Origin of the sequence: Sphingomonas sp. KC8 (genome assembly GCF_002151445.1) — a bacterium.
GTDB lineage: Bacteria > Pseudomonadota > Alphaproteobacteria > Sphingomonadales > Sphingomonadaceae > Sphingomonas_E.
Genome location: NZ_CP016306.1, coordinates 2,103,809 through 2,123,140, shown reverse-complemented (window position 1 = coordinate 2,123,140; position 19,332 = coordinate 2,103,809). Strand labels below are relative to the sequence as shown.

The window sequence follows — 19,332 nt, the reverse complement described above, 5'->3', positions numbered from 1 at the left end:
CTGAGCCGCATTCCGGGCAGGCGCTCATTCCAGCACCAGGGCGGCGCAGATGCGTTCGAATTTGGCGGTCGGGATTAGGACATAACCGGGATGGTGGTTCTCGCTCGTTATGTAATCGTCGGCGAAACCTTCCAGCGCCTCCCGCAACGCATCCTGCGCAGGGGGCGTGGCGCGGGTGGCGGCCTCAATCAAATTCCGAAGATCGCGAATATCGAGCTTCACGCTTTCTCGCCGCCATGCGTCGCAAAATTTCAGCAAATCCGTGCATCGGTTCAATGTGCTATCTATCGACAGCGCATCCTTGTTCTCAGTCATCGTCGCAATCCTCGTTCAGATCGTGTGCGACAACGCCAGCCCCCGCACAGCGAGGGCACTTCATCTCCGCCGCGTCGTTGATGTGGTCGTCATCGTCATGGATTTCGCCCATGCCCATGCAGACGGGACATTCGATGTCGATAATCATGGCCGGCTACTCGCAGCCGCTTCCGTCGTGGCCTCGATCGCGGCGAGACGGTGGCGGGCGATATCGCGCAAAGCCCGTTGGTCTATCGGACTGCTCGTCGCGATGACGCCGAACGGGCGAACAAACAGCGTTCTGTCCACCTGCTCAACCCGCGCGCTTTCTGTCCCTTGGGTCATGCGGCTTCCTTTCGGGGTGGGATGTTCGCCTCGAGCCAGGCGCGCTGTTCGGGCGTGAGGTGGCCGGTGACGCCGGCCAGCTTCTGGTGGATGGCGTTGGCCATGAAGGCATTGATGCCGGCGACATGGGCGCGGATGGCATCGTGGGTGTCCGCCGGTTCGAAATGGTCGCAGGCGATCCAGTAGCGCCAGTGGACGGCCTCGAGCCGTTCCATCGCTGTCCGCGCCTCGATCACGTTCCTGCGGCCATCGGCGATCGCCTTTGGCCAGGCGTTGCGGCGCAGGGCGATTTCGCGGCGCAGCTCGCGCACCTTGTCGGGCCAGAGGAAGCCGGATCGCTTGCGCCGATCCTGCTTTTCCTGATCGAAGCGGAGCTGTTCAGGCCATGGCAGATCCGGCACCGCCGGCGTCATATCGTCCAGGATCTGCTCGATCAGGGCGATATGGTGGAGCATCTCGTCGCGCGTCATGCGGCCGGTTTCGACGCTGCGTGGGTAGAGCTGGTGGCGATACTCGCAGGTGCGGCGCAGCTCGGCCAGCATTTCGTCGATGCCGATGGTATGGAGCGGCCGCACCGACAGCCGCAGCGGATCCTTGTCCGGCCCGCGATCGCGCGGTGGCGTCGTGAGGGGGAAGGTGAAGTCGAGCGGGCGGCTCATAGGTTCTGTGCCCGCATGAGATCGCGGCCCGCCTGGGTCATGCACCAGAACGGCATTGGCAGGTGCGGCGCTTCCTTTTCGCTGAGAAACAGGAGGCGTGCGTACCCGTCGTTTTCCAGTCCGCGCAGGGTCGCGACTTTGATCCCGAACCTTACGAGGTAGGTTTGATGGATTGGGATCGCGGAGCTTATATATCCTAGCGCCAGCTGTTTTGGACGGCTGAGGCGCTTGAAGGCCATTCGGAGGCCCTCGCGCCGGCGAAGTGCTGGCTTCGCCATCAGAACGGCACCTCGCCATAATCACTCTGGAGGTCACGCTCGATCAGCCGGCGCGTCTCATCGATGGGCAAGCTGGTGTGAACGCTGCCGCCACCGAAAAAGATGATCGTGCCGTCACCTTCGCCGCATTCCTGCAGGGCCTTCACTCGGCTCGTGACGATATCGACTGAGCCGCCATGAATGCACGGGAGTGTCAAAAAGTAGGATCGTGGCGTGCGGATCGGTACAATCTCCGCGATGCCCAGCGCATCGACCGGGATGCGATTGATATGCGTGACGTTCGCGGGCGAGATATCATTGGTCGGACCGCAGGAGGATCCGCCCAGGGCGATGGTATCCGGCGTGGCCATTCCGCAAAGCCACCTCCCGTCGTCGCCGGTGTAGAAGTGCTCCTCGAGCACGTTGCAGCAGCGGGTGTGCGTGAGGATGACGCCGGGCTTGAGATAGGGGGCGAGGCGCTCGTGTGCGGCGAGGATTTCGGCGGTGCGTTCTGCCCGCTGCTCTTCGGTCATGGTGCCCATCACGCGATCCCCAGCGCGGCTTTGTAGGTTTCGAGGAGCGCTTCGGCTTCGTCGCGGGCGTGCTTTTCCAGCTTCCGCAGGCGAACGATGCTGCGCATGGTCTTGGCGTCGTAGCCCTGGCTCTTGGCCTCGAGATAGACATCCTTGATGTCATCGCTGATGCCCTTTTTCTCCTCCTCAAGGCGCTCAATGCGCTCGATAAACAGCCGGAGTTGGTCGGCGGCGACGTTGGGTTCAGACATTTGGTGTGGCTCCCTGCTGGAGATAGGCGACGCCTTCAGGCGTCAATTCGAATTGGGGGGGGGGCGTCCGCGCGGTCGAAGGCGTGAGCTTCCTGACGGCTGAAACGCGGCCGGAAATGCTGCATCAGACGGCCCGTGTTGCGGTCGATGTGCCGACTGATGCCGAAGACATCATGCGCGAGATTGAAATCATCGGCGGCCAGCAGGCGTTCCAGATCGAGCGGGTTGCCGTTCCGGTGCGCCGCGGTGATGTCCATGATGACATCACGGGTTTCGTCACAATGGCCTGAATGGGCGAGTTGCAGGGCGATCGCCCGTTCTGCGATCGCCGCGATCAGATCCTGATCGGCCGGCGACGCGTCGAATTGCACCGTCATTTGCTGATGCCTCCATTTCCAGATGAAGCGGCAGACGGGTTTTGAGTGGCCGGGAGCGGTCGCCGTCGCTCCTGCCGGTTAGCCTCGGGACGGTCTGCCAGCGCCCTGTCGGTAGATCTGATTTTCGAAGATCGAGGTGCCCGCACGCCCAGGAGGCGCGCGCGGGCTCGAATGATGGCGGGGGTGCGGTGGGGCAGCGCCTGGTGCACGGCAGCGGAACCGCCATGGGGGTAGAGGCGGCGGAGGGCGTCCAGTTCACTGGTACGCCAGGCGCTGCGGCTCGGCAGATCCGCTGGCGTGAAGCCGGTGCGGATGGTTGCCGAGGGTGCGAACGGGACGGGCGCGGCGGGCGACCCTAATGGAACCGCCGCGCCCGATCGCCGGCAGGGCGCCGACGAACTGGGAAAGGAAGCGGGCGCGGCTGGGGGATCCAGCAAGGAGGGTGCCGCGCCCGATCCGCCGCTGCTGGCGGCGGATTTGGGAAACTGTTGGGCCGTGCTCATAAAGGCCGGCCCTGCCACCAGGCGGCGAGCACCTGGCCGGTCATCCAGAGGTAGGCAAGGATGCAATAGAGTTCGACGATGCGGCGGCCGATGCCCGGACGGCGGGGAGCGCCGTTCATGCCGACTCTGCCGTTGCGAGATTGGGGGCGTAGCCGCCGGCGGCCTCGGCGATCCTGCCGGCCAGCGACTGGCCGTTATGGCTGCCGTACCTGATTTCTCGATCGAGCAGCCGTTCGAAAAGCGTAGCAGCTGCATCGGCGATATCGGCCTCGCGGATCAGCCGGGCGTTGTTGGCCTGTTCGGCCGCGATCTGCGCTTCGCTGGCGTCCACCACCTCGCGCGCGCGGCAAGCGCCATCGCGCAGATGCTGGATATGCTGGCGGGCGGCATCGATCGCGGAGGCCGAGGGCGTCATTGCTTGCCCTTTCCGCCGTCGACCAGATCGGCCGTGGCGAGCATGGTTGCGGCCGCCGCGCGCAGGGTGGCGGCGGTGAATGGGATATAGAAAGCGCGGCCACCGGCGCGCATGGCGAGCAGGCCGAAGGGCCGGCCATCGTCATCTTCGTTGATACCGACCGCGACGGCATCGGCGCAATGCGCGACCAGATCATGATCGGCATCGAAGGCGACGGTGACCGCGTTCATGCCGGGCCGCCTTTGGCGCGGGCGATAGCAGCGGCGGCCTGCAATGCCGCATCCGCTTCGGTTTCGTCGGCGAGGGCGATCAGGCGTTCGCCCATACGCCGAGCATTGGCTGGCGAAGGCGTGGCGGTGAATGCCTTGCCTGGCGCTGCGCATCCGCATTCGCAGCCCCGGATGGCGACGGTGATGCTGATCCGACGTGCGCCATCCTCTTCGACGAAGCCGATGAAGCAGCCCTGCGCGTGCAGCGTCACGCACTCGCCAATGTCGGGAAAGGCGACCAGGGATGGCGCGATCTGGCGCTGGACTTCTTCGGTAAGACCCAGGGCATTGGAGGCCTCGGCCGTGCCGCGCCGGAGCGGTGGAGGGCCGCCCATTATGCGCGACCCCGGCCACGCGGGGCGCAGACCAGGGCGGCGCGTGCGTCGAGCGTTTCGGCATGGGCGGCGATTTCGGCCTCGTTGACGACCAGCGCCATCGGCGGCGGCATCAGGCCGTCGAGCCAGGCGTCGACCGCAACCTTGTGCCAGCTGGCGTGGAGATAGACGGCGTTTGCGCCCATCAGCATTTCGCCGCGGTACAAGCGGGGGGCGATGGGCCCCGGAAAGCCATGATTGCGGACCAGCTGGCGGATGTAGCCGACCAGCCAGGCGGCCGGACGGTCTTCCTTGCCCATGCGGCGGGCGATGTAGCTCATCCGGCAAAGGGGCTGGCTGCGATCGGTGCGCAGCTGCGACGGGAGTGCGGTGGGGATGTGTTGTGCCGAGATGTCCTCGGCCGCGAATGGCAACATGACAGCCTCCGTTCGTTGTGAACGGGGCCATATGTTAGCTATTTGCTTACTTCGTCAAGGGGAAATGTAATTTATTCGCTTACAGTATGTGACGCTGAACATCTCTCTGCCACAAGCGCCGTTAGCCTTTTACGGCCATGGCACCTCTCGTCAATGCGGCTAACATTGTAATTCGCGGGGAGGGTTGGATGATCTCGATTGTATTGGCTTTGATGTTGGATGTGGCGGGAACGCCGGGATCTGATGGTCGATGGTGGTGGCTATTTACCGAGCGGGATCAGGCCTACTATATGGATCGCGGCACGATGGTTGCTGATGCTGAGATGCGCATATTCTGGCGGCAGACGGTCGCTCGTTCGCCGACTGCTAAGGTGAGACGCACGATGGTCCGTCAGGCTGCTAACTGTGCAACGCGCAAGGTGGCTCTCGTCGAGATTATCCAATATGGCATCGCCGACGAAGTGCTGCTGCGTCGCGCCTATACGCCGCAAAGCGCGGAGCCGAGATCCGTTGTTCCGGATTCTGTGGGTGAAAGTATATTCCTTATCGCCTGTTCGCCCTTTGAGAGGTGGATAGACTTAAAGGCCTACCCTATTGAAAGGCAGCCAGATTTGGTTGCTAAAGATAACTATATTCTGCTGGACCTTGGCCTGGATGATTATGCCGCCGGCGTATTGGCAAGTTTCGATAGGCGGATTAGCCTCGATGCAATCGAGCAGGTTATCGATGCGGGGCCTGCGCATTTGCGTGATAAGCTTAGAGATCTTTACGGAATAAAATCCATCCCAAAATATTAAGCTACGCGCCTTGGGTCGGCTCTGTAGGGCATCAATGCCTCCGTCACGCGCTGGATCTGTTCACGTTGGGCGTCATCTGCCGCTCGATATCGCTCAAGTAGGTCGCGCTCGTCAGCCTGTGCCAGGTGAGGATTATCAGAGGCAAGCAGGAGTTCGGCCGGGGTGACACCAAGAACTGGCGCAATCCTTCGCATATAGTCGACCGTGAGGCTCATTTTTCCGAGTTCAAGCTCGGAAATGGTTACCTTCGACACGCCGATAGCATCGCCGACCTTCTGCTGCGAGAGGTTTGCGGCAAGGCGCAATTCACGGATTCGGTTGGGCGCGTCGCTCATGGCGACAAACTGTAAGATTTCCGCTGACATGGTCGAGACGTTTAATGTCTCACAGGCTATTGTCAAAGAGTGAGCGTTTCGCTTACATTTCGAACTATGGTTAGCGCATCCCCTGAACACCCTCTCCGCCGTTGGCGGAAAAGCCAAAGGCTGACACTGGAGGCTGCGGCTGCAGCCATCGGGACCGTCCGTCAGGTTTGGTACGGCTGGGAGACGGGCCGACGCCCTGGCGCTGTTTACATGCCTCTCCTTCGGGAATTCACGAAAGGCGTTATCACCGCCGACGATTTTTATCCAGCGACGCCCGAAGCCGAACTGGCTGCGAGGCGTGCCGCGTGATGGTTGTTCAGACATATCGGGCACCGACTTTCGTTCTTTCGCAAGTTCTTGGACGTGAAATTCAGCCTAAAAGAACGTGCCGAAATAAATATTCTATGAACGGAACGAAATCGTTCGCCGCTCTGTTCAGAATGACGTTAGCCAAACTTTCCTCAAAGGTGTCGGTTGACATTATGACGCTGCCCAAGGGCAGCGTAACTAGCAACGCGTGCACAACAAGCCTTGAATTTTGCCATTTAAGGCGGAATATTTTGCCGAATTATCCAACCGTGCGCCTGGTGTGCCGGTGTTGAGCGGCCCCCCGGCCCTCACCGGCGAGCGCCTGGCGCGCGCGCAGAAATTCGGCAGGGCGTTGAATGACTGGCGTTTCGACGCGGGCCTGAGCCTTGCCAAGGCCGTCCAGCGCATCGGGTGCACGAAGGATTTTCTCGTCCGGATTGAGCGGTGCGAGATCGATCCGCACGACATGCTGTGCACCTTGCAGGGCATGTTCGAGACGGGCACCGGCCTTGGCCCTGTTGCGCTGGGCTTTGCCGATGACAATCAGGAAACGCCCGACCAGCCACGGCAACCGGCTGATCGGGCGCAGGATGCGGGCATCCCCACGGTGACCGCATCCGAAACGGCCGGGGCGGCGAATTTCCCTTGCTCGGGTGCCGTCCCGGCCAACAGCTATTTCAGCGAACGGCCGTGGGCCGTGGGGCTGCAGCGCATCGATGGCGGTGGGCATGACCTGGTGCTGCGGCTGATGCGGCTCGACCAGGTGCTTTCCCTGGATGCCGCGGACGCGCTGATCGCGGACCTGCAGCGCCATGTCGACCTGGTGCGAGCATGAGCGAGGCGGTGCAGCTGTTCCTGGGCGGGATCGCGGCGGGCGTTGCGCTGTCGTGCGGATCGGCGTGCCTGATCGGCGCGCTGCTGCTTCGGCGGACCCATGGCGACACCTGGCTGCGTGGCGACGAGCAAACGGACATCATCGGGGGTGAACATGGCAACGATCGAGGTTGAGGAATATGGCGCGCCGCGCTCGCGCAATGGCAGCCGTCTACCGCTTGGGCGTTTGCCAGCCAATGCCGTGCGCCAGATTGCGAGCGGCGGCGCTGGTAATGAGAGGCTGGCCGGGGAAACGACACTGATCGCGGTGACGGCCGATGCCGACTGCCGGATCCGCGTGGGCAAGACAGGTGCGGCAACGGCCAGCGATCCGCTGTTGAAGGCGGGTGTGCTGCGCTGGTTTGAGGTTCCCGCCAGCGCGACGATCCGTTTCGACTGACAATGATGCCGGGGGGTAATCCAGACCAGCGACGGGCGCGGCTTGAGGAGGTGCGGCGCATTGCGGCCGACCTGAACGATCGCGCGCGTTCGCTTGCGATGAATCTTCTGCCCAACGGGCATGAGGAAAATGGCGGCCGATACTGGCGCGTCAAGAATTTCGCGGGCGATGCGGGCCAGGCGCTGTGCATCGACATTGCTGGCGACAATATCGGCCAGTGGACCAATTTCGCGTCGTGCAAAGGTGCGTCGGACTGGTCGGGCGACATGCTCGACCTGGTGGCGCGAGTGCGCTTCCGCGGGCGCAAGAAGGACGCGATCGATTGGGCGCGGTCGATCCTTGGCCATGACAATCTGGATCCGGCACGCCTGGCGGTGGAGCAGGCGCGCCGCGCCGAGCGCCAGCGGAGCGCCGAGCAGGCTGCCAAGGCCAAGGCCGAACAGATGCTGCGATCGGCGCGCGGGCTTTTCCTGAACCGTGCCGGCGCTCGCCCGATCATCGATACGCCCGCCGAATGGTATCTGGCGGCGCGCGGGATCGATCTGTCGCTGCTTGAGGTTGACGGCACGCGCTATGTGCCGCGTGGGCTGGCATTCCACCCGGCCGTAACGTGCAAGGAAGCCGGCGAGGGCGTGCGGCTGCCGGCGCTGATCGCGCGGGTGCTGGACGGCAAGGGCCAGCACGTCGCCACGCATCGCACCTGGCTGGCGCAGGATGCCGCCGGCACCTGGGGCAAGGCGCCCGTGCCCAATCCGAAGATGACCCTGGCGCGATACCAGGACGCGGACGGCGGCGGATATATCCCGATCTGGAAGGGCGTGTGCCGGCGTACGCTGGCGGACATCACGCCCGGGACCGACGTGTATGCGTCCGAAGGTATTGAGGATGCGCTTTCGGTAGCCGTGGTGCGCCCCGATCGCCGGGTGATCGCGGCCGTCAGCATATCGAACATCGGCAATCTCGTGCTGCCGCCCCAGGCGGGCCGGCTGGTGATCATCGGGCAGAATGACGGCGACGATAGCCCGGCGGCCAAGACGCTGGCGACGGCGATCGCGCGCCAGCACGCGCGCGGCCGGGAAGTGGCGATCATTCGCCCGCCGGCGGATTTCAAGGATTTCAACGATTGGCTCTGCGGCAAGCGGATGCGGAAGGAGGCAGCGTGAACGTTGCGGGCACAAATTGCGGCCATGGCCATGTTTATGAGCGATCCGACGGCGCGAAGGCGCGCTGCGGCGGGCCGGGCTTGTGTGGCCCGTGCAGCCGCGATGCCGCCAGCGTGGGCGGCCGCGTGCTGATCGACATTTCCCGGGCGCCATCATCGATGGAGCAGATGGCTGCGCGCTGGAGGCGCGGCTGATGGCATCGCGGGCAGCCGGGCCGATCGATCCGGCGATCGCCGCCGCGATCGATGACGCAAAGGTGGTGCCGATCGCGCGTGCGGCGAGCCCGGCGAGTGAGCCGCCGGCGCGCAATGATGCGGGCGACCCGGGCCCGCCAACAAACGACCAGGGTGGAGATGGCAATCGCAGCGGCTTTGTCGAGCTGATCGGCGAGGATTGCCCGGTGGTGCCGTTGGGCACGAGCCAGGGCGTGTATTTTTACCTGTCGACCTTGCGCGAGCTGCGCGTGCTGAAAGCCAAAGAACATGACGGGCGTAATATCCTGTCTCTATTTGCGCCAAGAACTAAAGAATTGCTCCGTATCTTTCCGCGCTACGGCAAGAACAAGTTGATAACCGGCTGGGATAAGGAAAAGGCCGGAGAAATTCTCGTCAATGCTTGTGCGGAAAAAGGCGTATGGACGGCCGAAGGGCGCGTTCGCGGCGCCGGCGCGCACCGGGACGAGGATGGCGGGCTGGTGCTGCATTGCGGCGACATGATCCAGGTGCCCGAGAAGGATGTGGACGAACTGGCGTTCGGATCCTTGCGCACCTGGATGAGCCCGGGGCTGATCGACCGTCTGGTCTATCCGGCGGCGCCGAAAACCCCGCGCCCGGCGGTGGATTATGCCGGGCCAGAGGTGGGCCGCGAGCTGCTCAAGCTGCTCGGCACCTGGAATTGGGAGCGGCGCGATATCGACGCCCGGCTGATGCTGGGCTGGATCGCCGCCGCCCTGGTGTGCGGTGCGCTGGAATGGCGGCCGGCGGCGTGGATTACCGGCGGCAAGGGCACCGGCAAGTCGACCTTGCAGAAGCTGATCCGGTTCCTGATGGGCGAAAATGGGCTGATCGACGCGGTTTCGGCGACCGAAGCCTATATCCGCCAGTTGTTGGGCCATCGCACCTTGCCGGTCGCGCTCGACGAGCTTGAGGCGGATGCCAACAACGTCAAGCAGAACGCCATCATCACGCTGGCGCGCCTGGCATCGAGCGGCGGCAAGATGGGGAAGGGCGGCGCGGACCATAATCCGCACGAATTCACGGCGCGCAGCTCGTTCCTCTTCTCGTCGATCCTGACCGTGCCGCTGCCGCCGCAGGACAAGAGCCGCATCGCCATCCTTGATCTGCGCCCGCTGGAAGACGGCGACGCACCGAAGATGGAAGCGGCCTATTACAACGCGATGGGCCGGGCGTTGCGCCGGCGCATGGTCGACCAGTGGCCGCGCCTGGAGCGGGTGATCGAAAGCTATCGTGCGGAGCTCGCCCGCAATGGCCACGACGCGCGCGGGCAGGACCAGTTCGGCACCTTGCTCGGCTGCAGCGATGTGCTGCTGTACGATCATGACCCCGACGCCGAGGACGAGGAATATATGCGCTGGGGCCGGGCGCTGGCGGTCGATCGATCGGCGGCGGCCGAGGAGGACGAGCCGTTCCTGGTAATCCAGCGGCTATCGACCACGGCGCTGCATGGGCGTGGCGGGGATGAGCCCGAGACGCTGGCGATGTGGATTGCCAAGGTGATCAGCGGCGGGGACGAGGATCGCGCCACCCGCGCCCAGCGCCGGCTGGAAATGTCGGGCGTGGTGGTCGTGGCATCCGAGCTGCTCGAACAGGATGGGAAGCCCAAGCGCAAGACGCGCCGCTGGAATACGTGCGTGCCGACCGCGCCAAACGCCGTGCCAATCTATGTGGCAGTGGCTTGCAGCCACCAGGGCCTCGAGTTGCTGTTGCGGGACACCAAATGGCAGGGTGGCGTGTGGAACCAGGCGCTTGGCCGGCTGCCCGGGGCGATCAAGCGGATCAAGGTGCAGATGGGCGGACGGCCGGAATGGGCCACGCTCGTACCGATTGCTGCGTTCGCGAGCACCTTGCCCGACGACCAGGTGGTGGACGCATGATCGCTCCGCATTCTGCCGGCCCGTCAGGGTATCTCGCGCGGACAGCGGTGGCGACGCGGAGCGGCGCCGGCGCGGTGCGTCCGCGCTCCACATCTTGCCACCCGCCCGCGAATATTATCGCGATCGCTCGGCAATACTTCACGCAAACTTTTTTTTGCGTCTCCCGCGCCCGTGCCCTATGGTTTCAATCAGTGGGGCGCGGCCCTGCTGGAAACTTCCCAACGGGTCGGGGTTGGGAAGTCTGGGAAGTCTCTTGGGAAGTCTGCAAGAGACTGATTTCACGCCATAAATCCGTAAACTTCCCAACTTCCCAAGCCTCGCGCGCGCATGATGTATGCATGTGCGCGCGTACACGTATGCGCACGCGCGCACATCTGGGGCTATCTCATTTTCTTGGGAAGTCTGGGAAGTATCCTTATTCCTTTAATGATTTCAGTGGTTTGGAGACTTCCCAAACGACTTCCCAAGGGTTTTTCGGTTGGGAAGTTGGGAAGTTTTTCCGGCGCAACGTGCTCGGGCTTGGCCAAAAACGGCTGATTTCCGCCGTTTCCATTAAAATAGGGGGCGGAAATGGCTGAACCGAACGGGGTTGAGGCCATCGTCGGCGACGCGATCGCGGATGCCAAGGCGCTGCTGGCGTCGGAGCGCGCACAACAGCTGGACCTGCTGGCCGTGCCGGATGCCGAGGCGATGGCAGAAGCGCGGATCATCCATGGTGATTACGACACGGCCGGGGCCGTCCAGCGGGCGCGCCGCCGGGGGCGGCCGCCGGGTGCGACCAATCGGCGGACGGAGGATTTCGCGAAGTGGATCCTGGGCTTCGGCGGGCATCCGGCAGTGACGCTGATGCGGATCCAGTCGATGCCGGTGGAGGAGCTGGCCAAGATTGCGCATTGCAAGCCGCTCGAGGCGCTCGATCGCCAGATACGCTGCGCGGGCGAGCTGCTGCCGTACCTGGAGGGCAAGAAGCCACAACAGGTCGACCTGCGCGTCCAGGGCGACATGGCGCTGATGATCGGCGGCCTGGGCGGTGCGGCCGAAGGGGCGACGACGGCCGAGCTGACCATGATCGCGATGGAGACCGGGATCATCGAAGCCGAGTTTGGCGATGTCGACGACGAGGGCCAAGAAACGGCGGAAAACAGCCATTCCGAGGGGGGCGAATGATGCCCGTTGGAATGGATGTGTTGGAATGCTTGCGGCAACGCCTTGGTAATGCGTGCATTTCTTGCGTCGTGCGTCAGCTTGTCAGGTTGATCGCACGGCGGGCCGACGCGGCCGCGCGGTGGGGGGGCTTCCCCCCCGCGCCCGGCCTCTCCCCGGTCCCCCTGTCCGCGTATCTGCCGCGAGGAAAAATCTCGACCTCGGGGGCCCGTAACATTTTCAGCGCCATCCGGGGCGCGGGGTGCGGGTTCTCGTTCGCTGGAACGGGGGCACGGGGTGAGTAACGCCGTCCTCGCGATGCAGCCCGTGGGGCCAATCGCTGATCAGTGGCGTCGTTCGCGTGCCTTCGTGTCGGGGATTTGTGGGCCGGTTGGATCCGGCAAAACCTCGACGGGGGTGGCCAAGTGCTTTGGTGTTGCACTGGCGCAGAAGCCCGTCAAGGACAAGCGCGGCATTTCATGGCGGCGCGCGAAGATCGGCGTGATCCGCGACACCTACCCCAATCTCGACGGCACCGTGCTCGCCACCTGGCATAGCTGGGTTCCGAAATCGGTGGGCCATTACGTCAACGATTATCCGCGCTCCCACCATATCCAGGTGAAGCTCAACGCGGCGGGCACCGAAATGCTCGATCTGCAGATGGAGTTCATCGCGATCGGCGAGAACCGCGTCGAGGATGTGTTGCGCGGGAAGGAATGGACCGCTGCCTGGCTGAACGAAGGCGACCGCCTGGCGGAAGCCATTCTCGGTTTCCTCGCCGGGCGTGTCGGCCGCTATCCCGGCTTCAAGGAAGGCGGCTGCGTCGATCCGATGATCATGATCGACATGAACGCGGTCGACACCGAGAACTGGCTGTACCGCGTGCTGGTCGACAAGCAGCTCGACCCTGCCGCCATGGTCGCGCTGCAGAAGGCCGTGGGCGATCGCCCGCTGATCGAATTCTACCGCCAGCCCGGCGCGCGTGAACCCGGCGCCGAGAATCTGCACAATCTGCCGCCGGGCTATTACGAGCTGCAGATCGCGCTCAATCCGTCGAAGGATTATCTCGACCGGATGGTGGACAACAAGTTCGTGCCGATGCGGCACGGGCAGCCGGTCTATCCAGAATTCAACTTCGGCCAGCATATCGCGCCGGCGCCGCTGGTGGCGGATCCTGCGCGCAAGCTGATCATCGGCCTTGATGCCGGGCTGACGCCGGCGGCCGTGGTGTGCCAGCGCACCAGCCTTGGCCAGTTGCGCGTGTTGGGCGAGTTCCTGGTGTTCCCGCAAGCCGAGGAAACCCTGTCGGGCGTTGGCCCGACGCGGTTCGGCAAGGGGCTGAAAGCGTATCTCGCCGAGCATTTCCCGGAGCATTACGCCGCCCAGGCTGGGATCGGCCACAATGGCGGGCCGCCGCCCGATGACGTGCCGGGCGAGCGCGAGGACGCGATCGAAATCTGGTGCGATCCGTCCGCGAAGGATGGCACCGACAATTCTGGCAATGAGCAAAGCTGGATGGCGATCGTCCAGGGCCAGCTGGGCCGGCGGTTCAAGATCCGGCCCGCGCGATCGAACGCGCTACACGTCCGCCTCGAGGCGGTGCGCGTTCCGCTGGTAAACCTGCTCGACGGTCAGTTCCCCGGTTTCCTGATTTCGCCGACCTGCAAGATCCTGCGCAAGGGTTTCCTGTCTGGATATCATTACCGAAAAGTCGCGGTTGGAGATGGTTCAGGGCGTTTCGACGTCGAGCCAAACAAGAACATGTACAGTCATGGCCATGACGCCTTGCAATATGCGGCGATGGCGGATGGCGCGGCAATGGCCGGCATCATGGGAAGAGACAAGAAAAATGTCGGTCGGCCTCCATTGGTCGACTGCGGCAATGATTATTTTTCAGGAGAATGATCATGAGTTCTGCCGTCAGTTTCATCGGCCGTAGTTTGCTCGGTCCGATTGGCAAAATGATAGTTGGCAAGCCGAAGGCGGCCCAGCCGATTTCCCAGCGTCCGGTCACGCGGGACGATGCCGCTGCCCAGATGCAGGCAGACGATGATTTGCGGCGCCGTCGTGGCGCCGGAGCAAACCTGCTCACCGGCCCGTCGGGTGCGGAAGCGAGGACGGCGGGCGGCAAAGTGCTGCTTGGCCAGTGACGGAGGATTTGACCATGGACGATGAAAACGGGCTGATCGGCGGGCTGAAGGCGCTATCGATCGAAAAGTTGAAAGACGCGCTGACGGGGCTCGACGCTGGAATTCTTCATGCGTTGCGCGCGGCCGAACTGGCGGAAGGCCCAGCCAGGGCGCGCAAGGGCGCGCTCGAAGTGATCGACGATGCGCTGGCGGCGCAGACACCTGCAGAGGATCTGCAGGCCGGTGCCGAGGGTGAGGTCCAGACCGGCTCCGGTGACGAAGGCGATGCCCCTGCCGTCGACGGTGTTGGCAGCGGCGAAGGTGTCATGACCGGCTTCATCTCCGATGACGGTGCCGGCGCCGTTCCGCTCACTGCTGTCGAGTTAGCATTTGCCCAGATGGAGGGGGGCGAAGTGGTGTTGCGGCCCGCCGGATCAGCGGAGTTCCGCGACGCGCTTTTAGCCGCGATGCCCGACCTGGAGGGAGGCGAGCCGAACGAACGGTCAGTACCGCTGAAATTTTCGGCAACCATCGAAAGCGATGATGAAAGCTACGGGGTTTCGGCGGCGTTCCTCGATCGCGATCCTGGTCGCCTGTCGGCGTTGAAAGATGGCCGGACATGGCTTGTGTTCGGCGATGGCAAGCAGGCTCATCTGCACCTCGAGCCGATCGCGGTGGAGCCCGCGCATTGGTCGTTCATTGGCAACCAGGCGATCTACACCCGCGATATTCGCTTCGAAGGTTTCGGCGAGGCGGCGGACATCCATGCCATCGCCGTCGTCGCGCCGGGCAATCGCATCGTGGGCGTTGCTGAAATCGCCGGCGGGATCCGCGTGGGTGGCGGCAAGGTGGCCCGCTTCCCCGCGAACAGCCTCGCATTCTGATCGTTTGACCTGGAGGGCAGCATGAATATTCCGGTTTCCGGTTCCGTCGATGTCGACGCGATCCTGCAGCGGCAGTCGCGGATGGAGGCCGATCGGGCGAATTTTGAGACCGATTGGCTCGACACCGCCCGACACATGCTGCCCCGACAGGCCGATTTTCTGGGGGCCAATGCGACGCCTGGGGCCAAGCGGACGCATCGTCAGTATGACGGCCACGCGGCCGACAGCCTGAAGAAATGCGTTGCGGTGGTCGAGGGGTTCACCATGCCGCGCGGCGCGATCTACCAGGTGCTGCAGCCCGACGATGATGAATTGCTGAAGGTCCATCGGGTAAAGCTGTGGTTCGAGGAAAAGACCAAGCTGCTGTTCAAGCTGCGCTATGCGCCGCGCAGCGGGTTCACCAACCAGAGCCATGAAAGCATCACCTCGCTGATCGCCTTCGGTAATCAGGGGCTGTGGGTCGACCGTGCGCGCAATGGCGGGTTGTTTTACCGGACCGAACATATCGGCCAGCTCTATTTCGACGAGGATCTCGAGGGCCGGATCGATGTCGTTCACAAGAAATTCAAATGGTCCGCGCGCAAGGCGTATCAGAAATGGGGCGATGCGGCGCCCGAGTGCGTGCAAAAGGCGCGGCGTGACCGGCGCCCGGATGCCGAGCACGAATATTTGCATGTGCTGCAGCCGCGGCATGATGTGGATCCGCGCCGGCTCGATGCGCGCGGCATGCCCGTCGCCAGCGCCTATGTCTCGATCGCCGACAAATATCTGATCGAGGAAGGCGGCTTTCGGAAGATGCCGCTGATCGCGTCGCGCTACGAGAAAAGCGGGCTCGAAAAATACGGGCGTGGCCTTGGCCAGGCGGCGTTGCCATGGGCGCGCGCGGCGAACACCTTGATGCGGTCGATCATGCGCGCCGAACAGATGCGCGCGGAACCGCCGCTGGGCATGCCCGACGATGGCGTGCTCAGCCGTATGCAATTGAAGCCGAATGGGCTGACCACGGGCGCCGTCAATTCGCGCGGCGAGCTGCTGGTGAAGGCGCTGGCCACTGCCGGCGAAACCGGCGGTGCGATGGCGCTGCTCGAGATGTGCCACAATAACGAGGATGCGATCTTCCTGGTCGACCTGTTCGAGATCGGCCGCGAGGCGAAGAGCCATGTTTCGGCGGCGGCGATCATGGAGCGATCGGGCGAGAAAGGCATGTTGCTCGCGCCGACGATGGGCCGTCAGGAAGTCGAGTTCTTCGCGCCGTTGGTCGACCGGGAAGTGGATTGCATGGCCGATATGGGGGCGCTCGACGACATGCCGCCCGAGTTGATCGAGGCCGGTGGTCGTTTCCAGATCCGGTACGACACGCCGCTCACCCGCGCCATGCGGTCCGAGGAAGCGTCGGGCTTTTTCCGCACGGTCGAAGGTGTCGCGCCGATTGCGCAGGTCGATAATTCCGTGCTGGACGTGTTCGATTTCGAAAGCGTCGTGCGCGGCCTGGCCGATGTGAACGGTGTTCCGGCGGGGTGGATGGTGTCGCGCGAAACGCTTGCAGCAAAGCGCCAGGAGCGGGCCACGGCCGCGCAGTCGCAGCAGCTGCTGGAAGCGGCCCCAGTGGCGGGCAAGGTTGCGCTGGATCTGGCGCAGGCGGGGGCGATGGCCAATGCAGCCTGATGATTTCTATGCCCGGGTGCGCGAGGTTACTGCCCAGGGAAAGGCCCGCCTGCGCGAGCTGCTGCGCTTGCGGCGTACCCATTGGGCCTATTCGACCACGTTTCTGAGCGATCGGGCGGAACCGTCCCCGCATGCGGCCGTGGTGCTCGCCGATATCGCCCGTTTCTGCCGCGCTGATGAAACCTGTTTTGACGCGGATCCGCGCACGCACGCTTTGCTCGAGGGGCGGCGCGAGGTGTGGTTGCGGATCCAGGCGGCGCTCAAGCTCGATCGCGCGGCGATCGAACGATTGATCAAGCTCAACCAGGAAGATGTGGAGACCGATGATGAGTGAAGTGACACCCCCGGCGGATGGTGGCGATCAGGGTGCTGGCGGCGGGGATGATGGCGAACGTGCCGTCACCGACTGGCGGACGGGCCTGCCTGCCGAACTGGGCAGCGATCCGGCGCTGAAGGCGTTCGAGAATGTCGAAGGGCTGGCGCGCAGCTTCATCGATACCAAAAAGCTGGTCGGCCTCGACAAGCTGGTGTTGCCGAAAGACGAAACCGATACTGCCGGATGGGCGGCGGTATGGGACAGGCTGGGCCGCCCGGCCGAAGCCACCGCTTATGAAATCGCTGTTCCCGATGGTATGCCGACCGAATATGCCGATGGGTTCCGCGGGGTCGCGCATGAGATTGGCTTGACCGCCAGCCAGGCGAAGCGGCTGGCGATCTGGAACAATGAGCAGACGTCAGCGCAGATGGCCGCGCTCAACCAGGCGAGCCAGGCGGAGGTGCAGGCCCTGCAAAATGAGATGGGCACAGAATGGCAGCCGAAACTGGAAGCGGCCAAGAAATTCGCCAAGGCCATGGGGGTCGACCAGGATCTGGCCGATCAGCTGGATGCAAAGCTGGGATCGGCCAATCTGGTCAAGTTTTTCATGACGGCGGCCGAGCGTATGGGCGAGCATGGCCGGCTGGATACCGACGGTCCTGCCGGCGGGGCGATCAGCAGCGATCCCGTTGCGGAACGCGCTTCCTTGCAGGCCGATGCGGGTTTTCGTGAGAAACTGATGGCGGGTGACGCTGGCGCTAAACAGCGGTGGGACCGCCTGAACGCGGCGATCGCTGCAAAAAAGAGCGCTTGACGGCGGAGTCTCCACCCGCCTAATTCTGCGTCTCAGGCACCGGGGGGAGCCTCAATCTCCCCGACCATCCCGATTATCCGAGGCCGCATCGCTGCGGTGGTGGACCGGGCGCAAGGCGCGAAAGCAGCGCCGCCGATGCGGGCGTTAAAACGCTAGAATGCGGACCGGCCTGAAACATTGGTCGACTATCCCTTCGAAAAAGCAACGCAAATCGTTCCTTTTTCTGGGGGAAGTCCCATGCCGATGAATTCGGTCGAAACGACCCGTACCGTTGAATATGAAGGTAATATCGGCCTGCAGCTGCAGCAGACCGAAACCATGATCGCGCAATATGCGCAGACGGGTAGCCACACGGGGCCAAAGGTTGAACTGGAAGATCTGTTCGGCGCTGCCAAAAAACAGCGTAAGGACACGCGGCTTGGCAAGACGAAGACGTCCGATCTGAATATTGAGCGGCGTTGGCTGGCGAAGAAGAAAGAGTTTTATTACAATTTCTACATTGACAATGACGATCAGCTTGAAACCAAGATCGGGTTGAAGGGCGGCTATACCATGGCCGGCGCCGCAACGCTGGCGCGCGGTAAAGACGAAGAATGGTTGCTCGGCTTCTACGGCAATGCGCTCACCGGCGAAGAGGGCACCGACGTCGTACCGTTCAAGCCCGCCAACATCCTGCCGGTCAACGCCGGCGGCGGCGGCAACGGGCTGTCGATCGAGAAGCTGATCTACGCCCGCGAATATCTGAAAAAGCGCCATGTTGCTGTGGCGGCCGAACGGCCGCTGATCGCGACGACGGCGGCGCAGCAGACCGACCTGCTCAAGCAGATCGAGATCCAGTCGGCGGACTTCAACAAGAAGGAAAAGCTGACCCTGCAAGAAGGCAAGGTCACGTCGTTCATGGGGTTCGATTTCATCGAACTGGAATATGGCGACAGTGTTTCGTTCGAAGAGGCCGCGCCGCTGACCGTTGATGGTAACGGCTATCGCCGCGTTCCGATGTGGGTGCCGAGCGGCATGCATGTCGGCACCTGGCAGGATTACCGCGCATTCGTCGTCCAGCGTCCCGACATGGAATTCGCCTGGCAGATCTTCGCCGGTCGGACGTGCGCCGCCACGCGCATGAACGAGGACAAGTGCTTCCAGCTGCTCTGCCAGGAAGGCACCTGAGCCGGACCGCCTGCGTGAGGGCGGCCTGAGCGCCGCCCGAATTTCCAAGCTTTCGGGAGACATCACATGGCGAATTTCTACTCCACCGCCTTCGCGCGACGCAATGCCGGCAAGTCGCTGGACGGTGATCTTAACAGTGCACCGCTGCGTCGATTTCAGGCTGTCGTTCCACTTGCCGCGCAGGCCAGTGCGGACGTTGGCTACCTGGTCGAGCTGCCGCGCGGATATCGTTTTGCGCACGGCATGCTCAATACCGATACGTCGCTTGGCGCCGCGACGATCGCGATCGGCGTGCCCGGCACGCCTGCGAAATATCGTGCTGCCGCCGCGTTCACCGCCACCGACACCCCGACGATGTTCGGTAAGGCGGCGGCCTTGGCCGAGGCGGAGCCCGAAACCCAGACCATCATCCTGACGGTTGGCGCGGCGGCCCTGCCTGGGGCCGGCACGCTGATCGTCGACGTGTACGCGAGCCACCGAGGCTGAGGCCGCCGGCTCGCGGTGTCGCCGGCGACGGTTCACGGGGGTGACGTCGCCGGC

At 63.6% G+C, this 19,332-nt stretch carries 29 protein-coding genes; 15 read left to right on the top strand and 14 right to left on the bottom strand.

Annotated features, from left to right (window positions below):
• Window positions 1-24: 24 nt before the first annotated feature.
• The 13 genes from KC8_RS10040 to KC8_RS09990 form a co-directional block, all read right to left on the bottom strand.
• Complete coding sequence (locus KC8_RS10040; protein WP_010127470.1) at window positions 25-315, bottom strand: hypothetical protein; 291 nt, start codon at window positions 313-315, stop codon at window positions 25-27.
• Window positions 308-463 (bottom strand): hypothetical protein, encoded by a 156-nt coding sequence (locus tag KC8_RS19815; RefSeq protein WP_010127471.1) that lies wholly within the window; start codon window positions 461-463, stop codon window positions 308-310. Before KC8_RS19815 ends, KC8_RS10040 begins: the two co-directional genes overlap by 8 nt.
• Entirely contained in the window at window positions 460-639 is a 180-nt protein-coding gene (locus KC8_RS10035) for a hypothetical protein (protein WP_029624810.1), read from the bottom strand. The genes KC8_RS19815 and KC8_RS10035 overlap by 4 nt, the downstream gene beginning before the upstream one ends.
• Window positions 636-1,298 carry a hypothetical protein gene (locus KC8_RS10030; RefSeq protein ID WP_010127472.1) on the bottom strand — a complete coding sequence of 221 codons (663 nt, stop codon included), beginning with the start codon at window positions 1,296-1,298 and terminating at the stop codon, window positions 636-638. The genes KC8_RS10035 and KC8_RS10030 overlap by 4 nt, the downstream gene beginning before the upstream one ends.
• Complete coding sequence (locus KC8_RS10025; RefSeq protein WP_010127473.1) at window positions 1,295-1,576, bottom strand: hypothetical protein; 282 nt, start codon at window positions 1,574-1,576, stop codon at window positions 1,295-1,297. The genes KC8_RS10030 and KC8_RS10025 overlap by 4 nt, the downstream gene beginning before the upstream one ends.
• The gene (locus KC8_RS10020; protein WP_010127474.1) at window positions 1,576-2,097 is read right to left on the bottom strand and encodes a hypothetical protein; all 522 of its coding nucleotides are present in this window, start codon (window positions 2,095-2,097) and stop codon (window positions 1,576-1,578) included. The genes KC8_RS10025 and KC8_RS10020 overlap by 1 nt, the downstream gene beginning before the upstream one ends.
• Window positions 2,097-2,339 carry a DUF2312 domain-containing protein gene (locus tag KC8_RS10015; RefSeq protein WP_010127476.1) on the bottom strand — a complete coding sequence of 81 codons (243 nt, stop codon included), beginning with the start codon at window positions 2,337-2,339 and terminating at the stop codon, window positions 2,097-2,099. Before KC8_RS10015 ends, KC8_RS10020 begins: the two co-directional genes overlap by 1 nt.
• A 35-nt stretch (window positions 2,340-2,374) precedes the next feature.
• The gene (locus KC8_RS10010) at window positions 2,375-2,716 is read right to left on the bottom strand and encodes a DUF6874 family protein (RefSeq protein ID WP_010127477.1); all 342 of its coding nucleotides are present in this window, start codon (window positions 2,714-2,716) and stop codon (window positions 2,375-2,377) included.
• Between the two features lie 499 nt (window positions 2,717-3,215).
• A complete protein-coding gene (locus KC8_RS20500; RefSeq protein WP_257789622.1) occupies window positions 3,216-3,338 on the bottom strand; it encodes a hypothetical protein in 123 nt (40 codons plus the stop codon).
• Window positions 3,335-3,634, bottom strand: a complete 300-nt coding sequence (locus tag KC8_RS10005) for a hypothetical protein (protein ID WP_010127478.1) — start codon at window positions 3,632-3,634, stop codon at window positions 3,335-3,337. The genes KC8_RS20500 and KC8_RS10005 overlap by 4 nt, the downstream gene beginning before the upstream one ends.
• On the bottom strand, window positions 3,631-3,864 hold the full coding sequence (locus KC8_RS10000) for a hypothetical protein (RefSeq protein ID WP_010127480.1): 234 nt from the start codon (window positions 3,862-3,864) through the stop codon (window positions 3,631-3,633). The genes KC8_RS10005 and KC8_RS10000 overlap by 4 nt, the downstream gene beginning before the upstream one ends.
• On the bottom strand, window positions 3,861-4,238 hold the full coding sequence (locus KC8_RS09995; protein ID WP_010127481.1) for a hypothetical protein: 378 nt from the start codon (window positions 4,236-4,238) through the stop codon (window positions 3,861-3,863). Before KC8_RS09995 ends, KC8_RS10000 begins: the two co-directional genes overlap by 4 nt.
• Entirely contained in the window at window positions 4,238-4,654 is a 417-nt protein-coding gene (locus tag KC8_RS09990) for a hypothetical protein (RefSeq protein WP_010127482.1), read from the bottom strand. Before KC8_RS09990 ends, KC8_RS09995 begins: the two co-directional genes overlap by 1 nt.
• 188 nt (window positions 4,655-4,842) lie before the next feature.
• Between KC8_RS09990 and KC8_RS09985 the strand changes: the two genes are divergently transcribed.
• Window positions 4,843-5,451 (top strand): surface-adhesin E family protein, encoded by a 609-nt coding sequence (locus KC8_RS09985; RefSeq protein WP_010127483.1) that lies wholly within the window; start codon window positions 4,843-4,845, stop codon window positions 5,449-5,451.
• Here KC8_RS09985 and KC8_RS19810 read toward each other — a convergent pair.
• A complete protein-coding gene (locus KC8_RS19810) occupies window positions 5,448-5,786 on the bottom strand; it encodes a helix-turn-helix domain-containing protein (RefSeq protein ID WP_158217685.1) in 339 nt (112 codons plus the stop codon). The genes KC8_RS09985 and KC8_RS19810 overlap by 4 nt on opposite strands.
• Window positions 5,787-6,414: 628 nt before the next feature.
• On the opposite strand from KC8_RS19810, the gene KC8_RS09975 reads away from it, so the two are divergent.
• The 14 genes from KC8_RS09975 to KC8_RS09905 all read left to right on the top strand — a co-directional run bounded on the left by KC8_RS09975 (window position 6,415) and on the right by KC8_RS09905 (window position 19,278).
• A complete protein-coding gene (locus KC8_RS09975; protein WP_138956776.1) occupies window positions 6,415-6,960 on the top strand; it encodes a hypothetical protein in 546 nt (181 codons plus the stop codon).
• The gene (locus KC8_RS19805; RefSeq protein WP_157663914.1) at window positions 6,957-7,133 is read left to right on the top strand and encodes a hypothetical protein; all 177 of its coding nucleotides are present in this window, start codon (window positions 6,957-6,959) and stop codon (window positions 7,131-7,133) included. Before KC8_RS09975 ends, KC8_RS19805 begins: the two co-directional genes overlap by 4 nt.
• On the top strand, window positions 7,114-7,398 hold the full coding sequence (locus KC8_RS09970; RefSeq protein ID WP_010127487.1) for a hypothetical protein: 285 nt from the start codon (window positions 7,114-7,116) through the stop codon (window positions 7,396-7,398). The genes KC8_RS19805 and KC8_RS09970 overlap by 20 nt, the downstream gene beginning before the upstream one ends.
• A 50-nt stretch (window positions 7,399-7,448) precedes the next feature.
• Window positions 7,449-8,561 carry a DUF7146 domain-containing protein gene (locus KC8_RS09965; RefSeq protein ID WP_010127488.1) on the top strand — a complete coding sequence of 371 codons (1,113 nt, stop codon included), beginning with the start codon at window positions 7,449-7,451 and terminating at the stop codon, window positions 8,559-8,561.
• 193 nt (window positions 8,562-8,754) lie between these two features.
• Window positions 8,755-10,674 carry a hypothetical protein gene (locus KC8_RS09955; RefSeq protein ID WP_010127490.1) on the top strand — a complete coding sequence of 640 codons (1,920 nt, stop codon included), beginning with the start codon at window positions 8,755-8,757 and terminating at the stop codon, window positions 10,672-10,674.
• A gap of 570 nt (window positions 10,675-11,244) precedes the next feature.
• The gene (locus KC8_RS09950) at window positions 11,245-11,841 is read left to right on the top strand and encodes a hypothetical protein (protein ID WP_010127491.1); all 597 of its coding nucleotides are present in this window, start codon (window positions 11,245-11,247) and stop codon (window positions 11,839-11,841) included.
• A 273-nt stretch (window positions 11,842-12,114) separates the two neighbouring features.
• Window positions 12,115-13,722, top strand: a complete 1,608-nt coding sequence (locus KC8_RS09940; RefSeq protein WP_138956777.1) for a hypothetical protein — start codon at window positions 12,115-12,117, stop codon at window positions 13,720-13,722.
• A gap of 2 nt (window positions 13,723-13,724) precedes the next feature.
• Window positions 13,725-13,967, top strand: a complete 243-nt coding sequence (locus KC8_RS09935; RefSeq protein ID WP_138956778.1) for a hypothetical protein — start codon at window positions 13,725-13,727, stop codon at window positions 13,965-13,967.
• A 14-nt stretch (window positions 13,968-13,981) separates the two neighbouring features.
• On the top strand, window positions 13,982-14,830 hold the full coding sequence (locus KC8_RS09930) for a hypothetical protein (RefSeq protein WP_010127496.1): 849 nt from the start codon (window positions 13,982-13,984) through the stop codon (window positions 14,828-14,830).
• Between the two features lie 21 nt (window positions 14,831-14,851).
• Window positions 14,852-16,495 (top strand): portal protein, encoded by a 1,644-nt coding sequence (locus tag KC8_RS09925; RefSeq protein ID WP_010127497.1) that lies wholly within the window; start codon window positions 14,852-14,854, stop codon window positions 16,493-16,495.
• On the top strand, window positions 16,485-16,829 hold the full coding sequence (locus KC8_RS09920; RefSeq protein ID WP_010127498.1) for a Bbp19 family protein: 345 nt from the start codon (window positions 16,485-16,487) through the stop codon (window positions 16,827-16,829). The genes KC8_RS09925 and KC8_RS09920 overlap by 11 nt, the downstream gene beginning before the upstream one ends.
• On the top strand, window positions 16,822-17,625 hold the full coding sequence (locus tag KC8_RS09915; protein WP_010127499.1) for a hypothetical protein: 804 nt from the start codon (window positions 16,822-16,824) through the stop codon (window positions 17,623-17,625). Before KC8_RS09920 ends, KC8_RS09915 begins: the two co-directional genes overlap by 8 nt.
• Before the next feature lie 237 nt (window positions 17,626-17,862).
• Window positions 17,863-18,792, top strand: a complete 930-nt coding sequence (locus KC8_RS09910) for a phage capsid protein (RefSeq protein ID WP_010127500.1) — start codon at window positions 17,863-17,865, stop codon at window positions 18,790-18,792.
• A 66-nt stretch (window positions 18,793-18,858) separates the two neighbouring features.
• Complete coding sequence (locus tag KC8_RS09905; RefSeq protein ID WP_010127501.1) at window positions 18,859-19,278, top strand: hypothetical protein; 420 nt, start codon at window positions 18,859-18,861, stop codon at window positions 19,276-19,278.
• The last annotated feature ends 54 nt before the right edge of the window (window positions 19,279-19,332 follow it).

What these genes read in the sequence shown, in the direction of transcription:
- KC8_RS10040 (WP_010127470.1), bottom strand. Translation starts at nt 315, where the DNA reads ATGACTGAGAACAAGGATGCGCTGTCGATAGATAGCACATTGAACCGA.
- KC8_RS19815 (WP_010127471.1), bottom strand. Translation starts at nt 463, where the DNA reads ATGATTATCGACATCGAATGTCCCGTCTGCATGGGCATGGGCGAAATC.
- KC8_RS10035 (WP_029624810.1), bottom strand. Translation starts at nt 639, where the DNA reads ATGACCCAAGGGACAGAAAGCGCGCGGGTTGAGCAGGTGGACAGAACG.
- KC8_RS10030 (WP_010127472.1), bottom strand. Translation starts at nt 1,298, where the DNA reads ATGAGCCGCCCGCTCGACTTCACCTTCCCCCTCACGACGCCACCGCGC.
- KC8_RS10025 (WP_010127473.1), bottom strand. Translation starts at nt 1,576, where the DNA reads ATGGCGAAGCCAGCACTTCGCCGGCGCGAGGGCCTCCGAATGGCCTTC.
- KC8_RS10020 (WP_010127474.1), bottom strand. Translation starts at nt 2,097, where the DNA reads ATGGGCACCATGACCGAAGAGCAGCGGGCAGAACGCACCGCCGAAATC.
- KC8_RS10015 (WP_010127476.1), bottom strand. Translation starts at nt 2,339, where the DNA reads ATGTCTGAACCCAACGTCGCCGCCGACCAACTCCGGCTGTTTATCGAG.
- KC8_RS10010 (WP_010127477.1), bottom strand. Translation starts at nt 2,716, where the DNA reads ATGACGGTGCAATTCGACGCGTCGCCGGCCGATCAGGATCTGATCGCG.
- KC8_RS20500 (WP_257789622.1), bottom strand. Translation starts at nt 3,338, where the DNA reads ATGAACGGCGCTCCCCGCCGTCCGGGCATCGGCCGCCGCATCGTCGAA.
- KC8_RS10005 (WP_010127478.1), bottom strand. Translation starts at nt 3,634, where the DNA reads ATGACGCCCTCGGCCTCCGCGATCGATGCCGCCCGCCAGCATATCCAG.
- KC8_RS10000 (WP_010127480.1), bottom strand. Translation starts at nt 3,864, where the DNA reads ATGAACGCGGTCACCGTCGCCTTCGATGCCGATCATGATCTGGTCGCG.
- KC8_RS09995 (WP_010127481.1), bottom strand. Translation starts at nt 4,238, where the DNA reads ATGGGCGGCCCTCCACCGCTCCGGCGCGGCACGGCCGAGGCCTCCAAT.
- KC8_RS09990 (WP_010127482.1), bottom strand. Translation starts at nt 4,654, where the DNA reads ATGTTGCCATTCGCGGCCGAGGACATCTCGGCACAACACATCCCCACC.
- KC8_RS09985 (WP_010127483.1), top strand. Translation starts at nt 4,843, where the DNA reads ATGATCTCGATTGTATTGGCTTTGATGTTGGATGTGGCGGGAACGCCG.
- KC8_RS19810 (WP_158217685.1), bottom strand. Translation starts at nt 5,786, where the DNA reads ATGAGCGACGCGCCCAACCGAATCCGTGAATTGCGCCTTGCCGCAAAC.
- KC8_RS19805 (WP_157663914.1), top strand. Translation starts at nt 6,957, where the DNA reads ATGAGCGAGGCGGTGCAGCTGTTCCTGGGCGGGATCGCGGCGGGCGTT.
- KC8_RS09970 (WP_010127487.1), top strand. Translation starts at nt 7,114, where the DNA reads ATGGCAACGATCGAGGTTGAGGAATATGGCGCGCCGCGCTCGCGCAAT.
- KC8_RS09955 (WP_010127490.1), top strand. Translation starts at nt 8,755, where the DNA reads ATGGCATCGCGGGCAGCCGGGCCGATCGATCCGGCGATCGCCGCCGCG.
- KC8_RS09950 (WP_010127491.1), top strand. Translation starts at nt 11,245, where the DNA reads ATGGCTGAACCGAACGGGGTTGAGGCCATCGTCGGCGACGCGATCGCG.
- KC8_RS09935 (WP_138956778.1), top strand. Translation starts at nt 13,725, where the DNA reads ATGAGTTCTGCCGTCAGTTTCATCGGCCGTAGTTTGCTCGGTCCGATT.
- KC8_RS09930 (WP_010127496.1), top strand. Translation starts at nt 13,982, where the DNA reads ATGGACGATGAAAACGGGCTGATCGGCGGGCTGAAGGCGCTATCGATC.
- KC8_RS09925 (WP_010127497.1), top strand. Translation starts at nt 14,852, where the DNA reads ATGAATATTCCGGTTTCCGGTTCCGTCGATGTCGACGCGATCCTGCAG.
- KC8_RS09920 (WP_010127498.1), top strand. Translation starts at nt 16,485, where the DNA reads ATGCAGCCTGATGATTTCTATGCCCGGGTGCGCGAGGTTACTGCCCAG.
- KC8_RS09915 (WP_010127499.1), top strand. Translation starts at nt 16,822, where the DNA reads ATGAGTGAAGTGACACCCCCGGCGGATGGTGGCGATCAGGGTGCTGGC.
- KC8_RS09910 (WP_010127500.1), top strand. Translation starts at nt 17,863, where the DNA reads ATGCCGATGAATTCGGTCGAAACGACCCGTACCGTTGAATATGAAGGT.
- KC8_RS09905 (WP_010127501.1), top strand. Translation starts at nt 18,859, where the DNA reads ATGGCGAATTTCTACTCCACCGCCTTCGCGCGACGCAATGCCGGCAAG.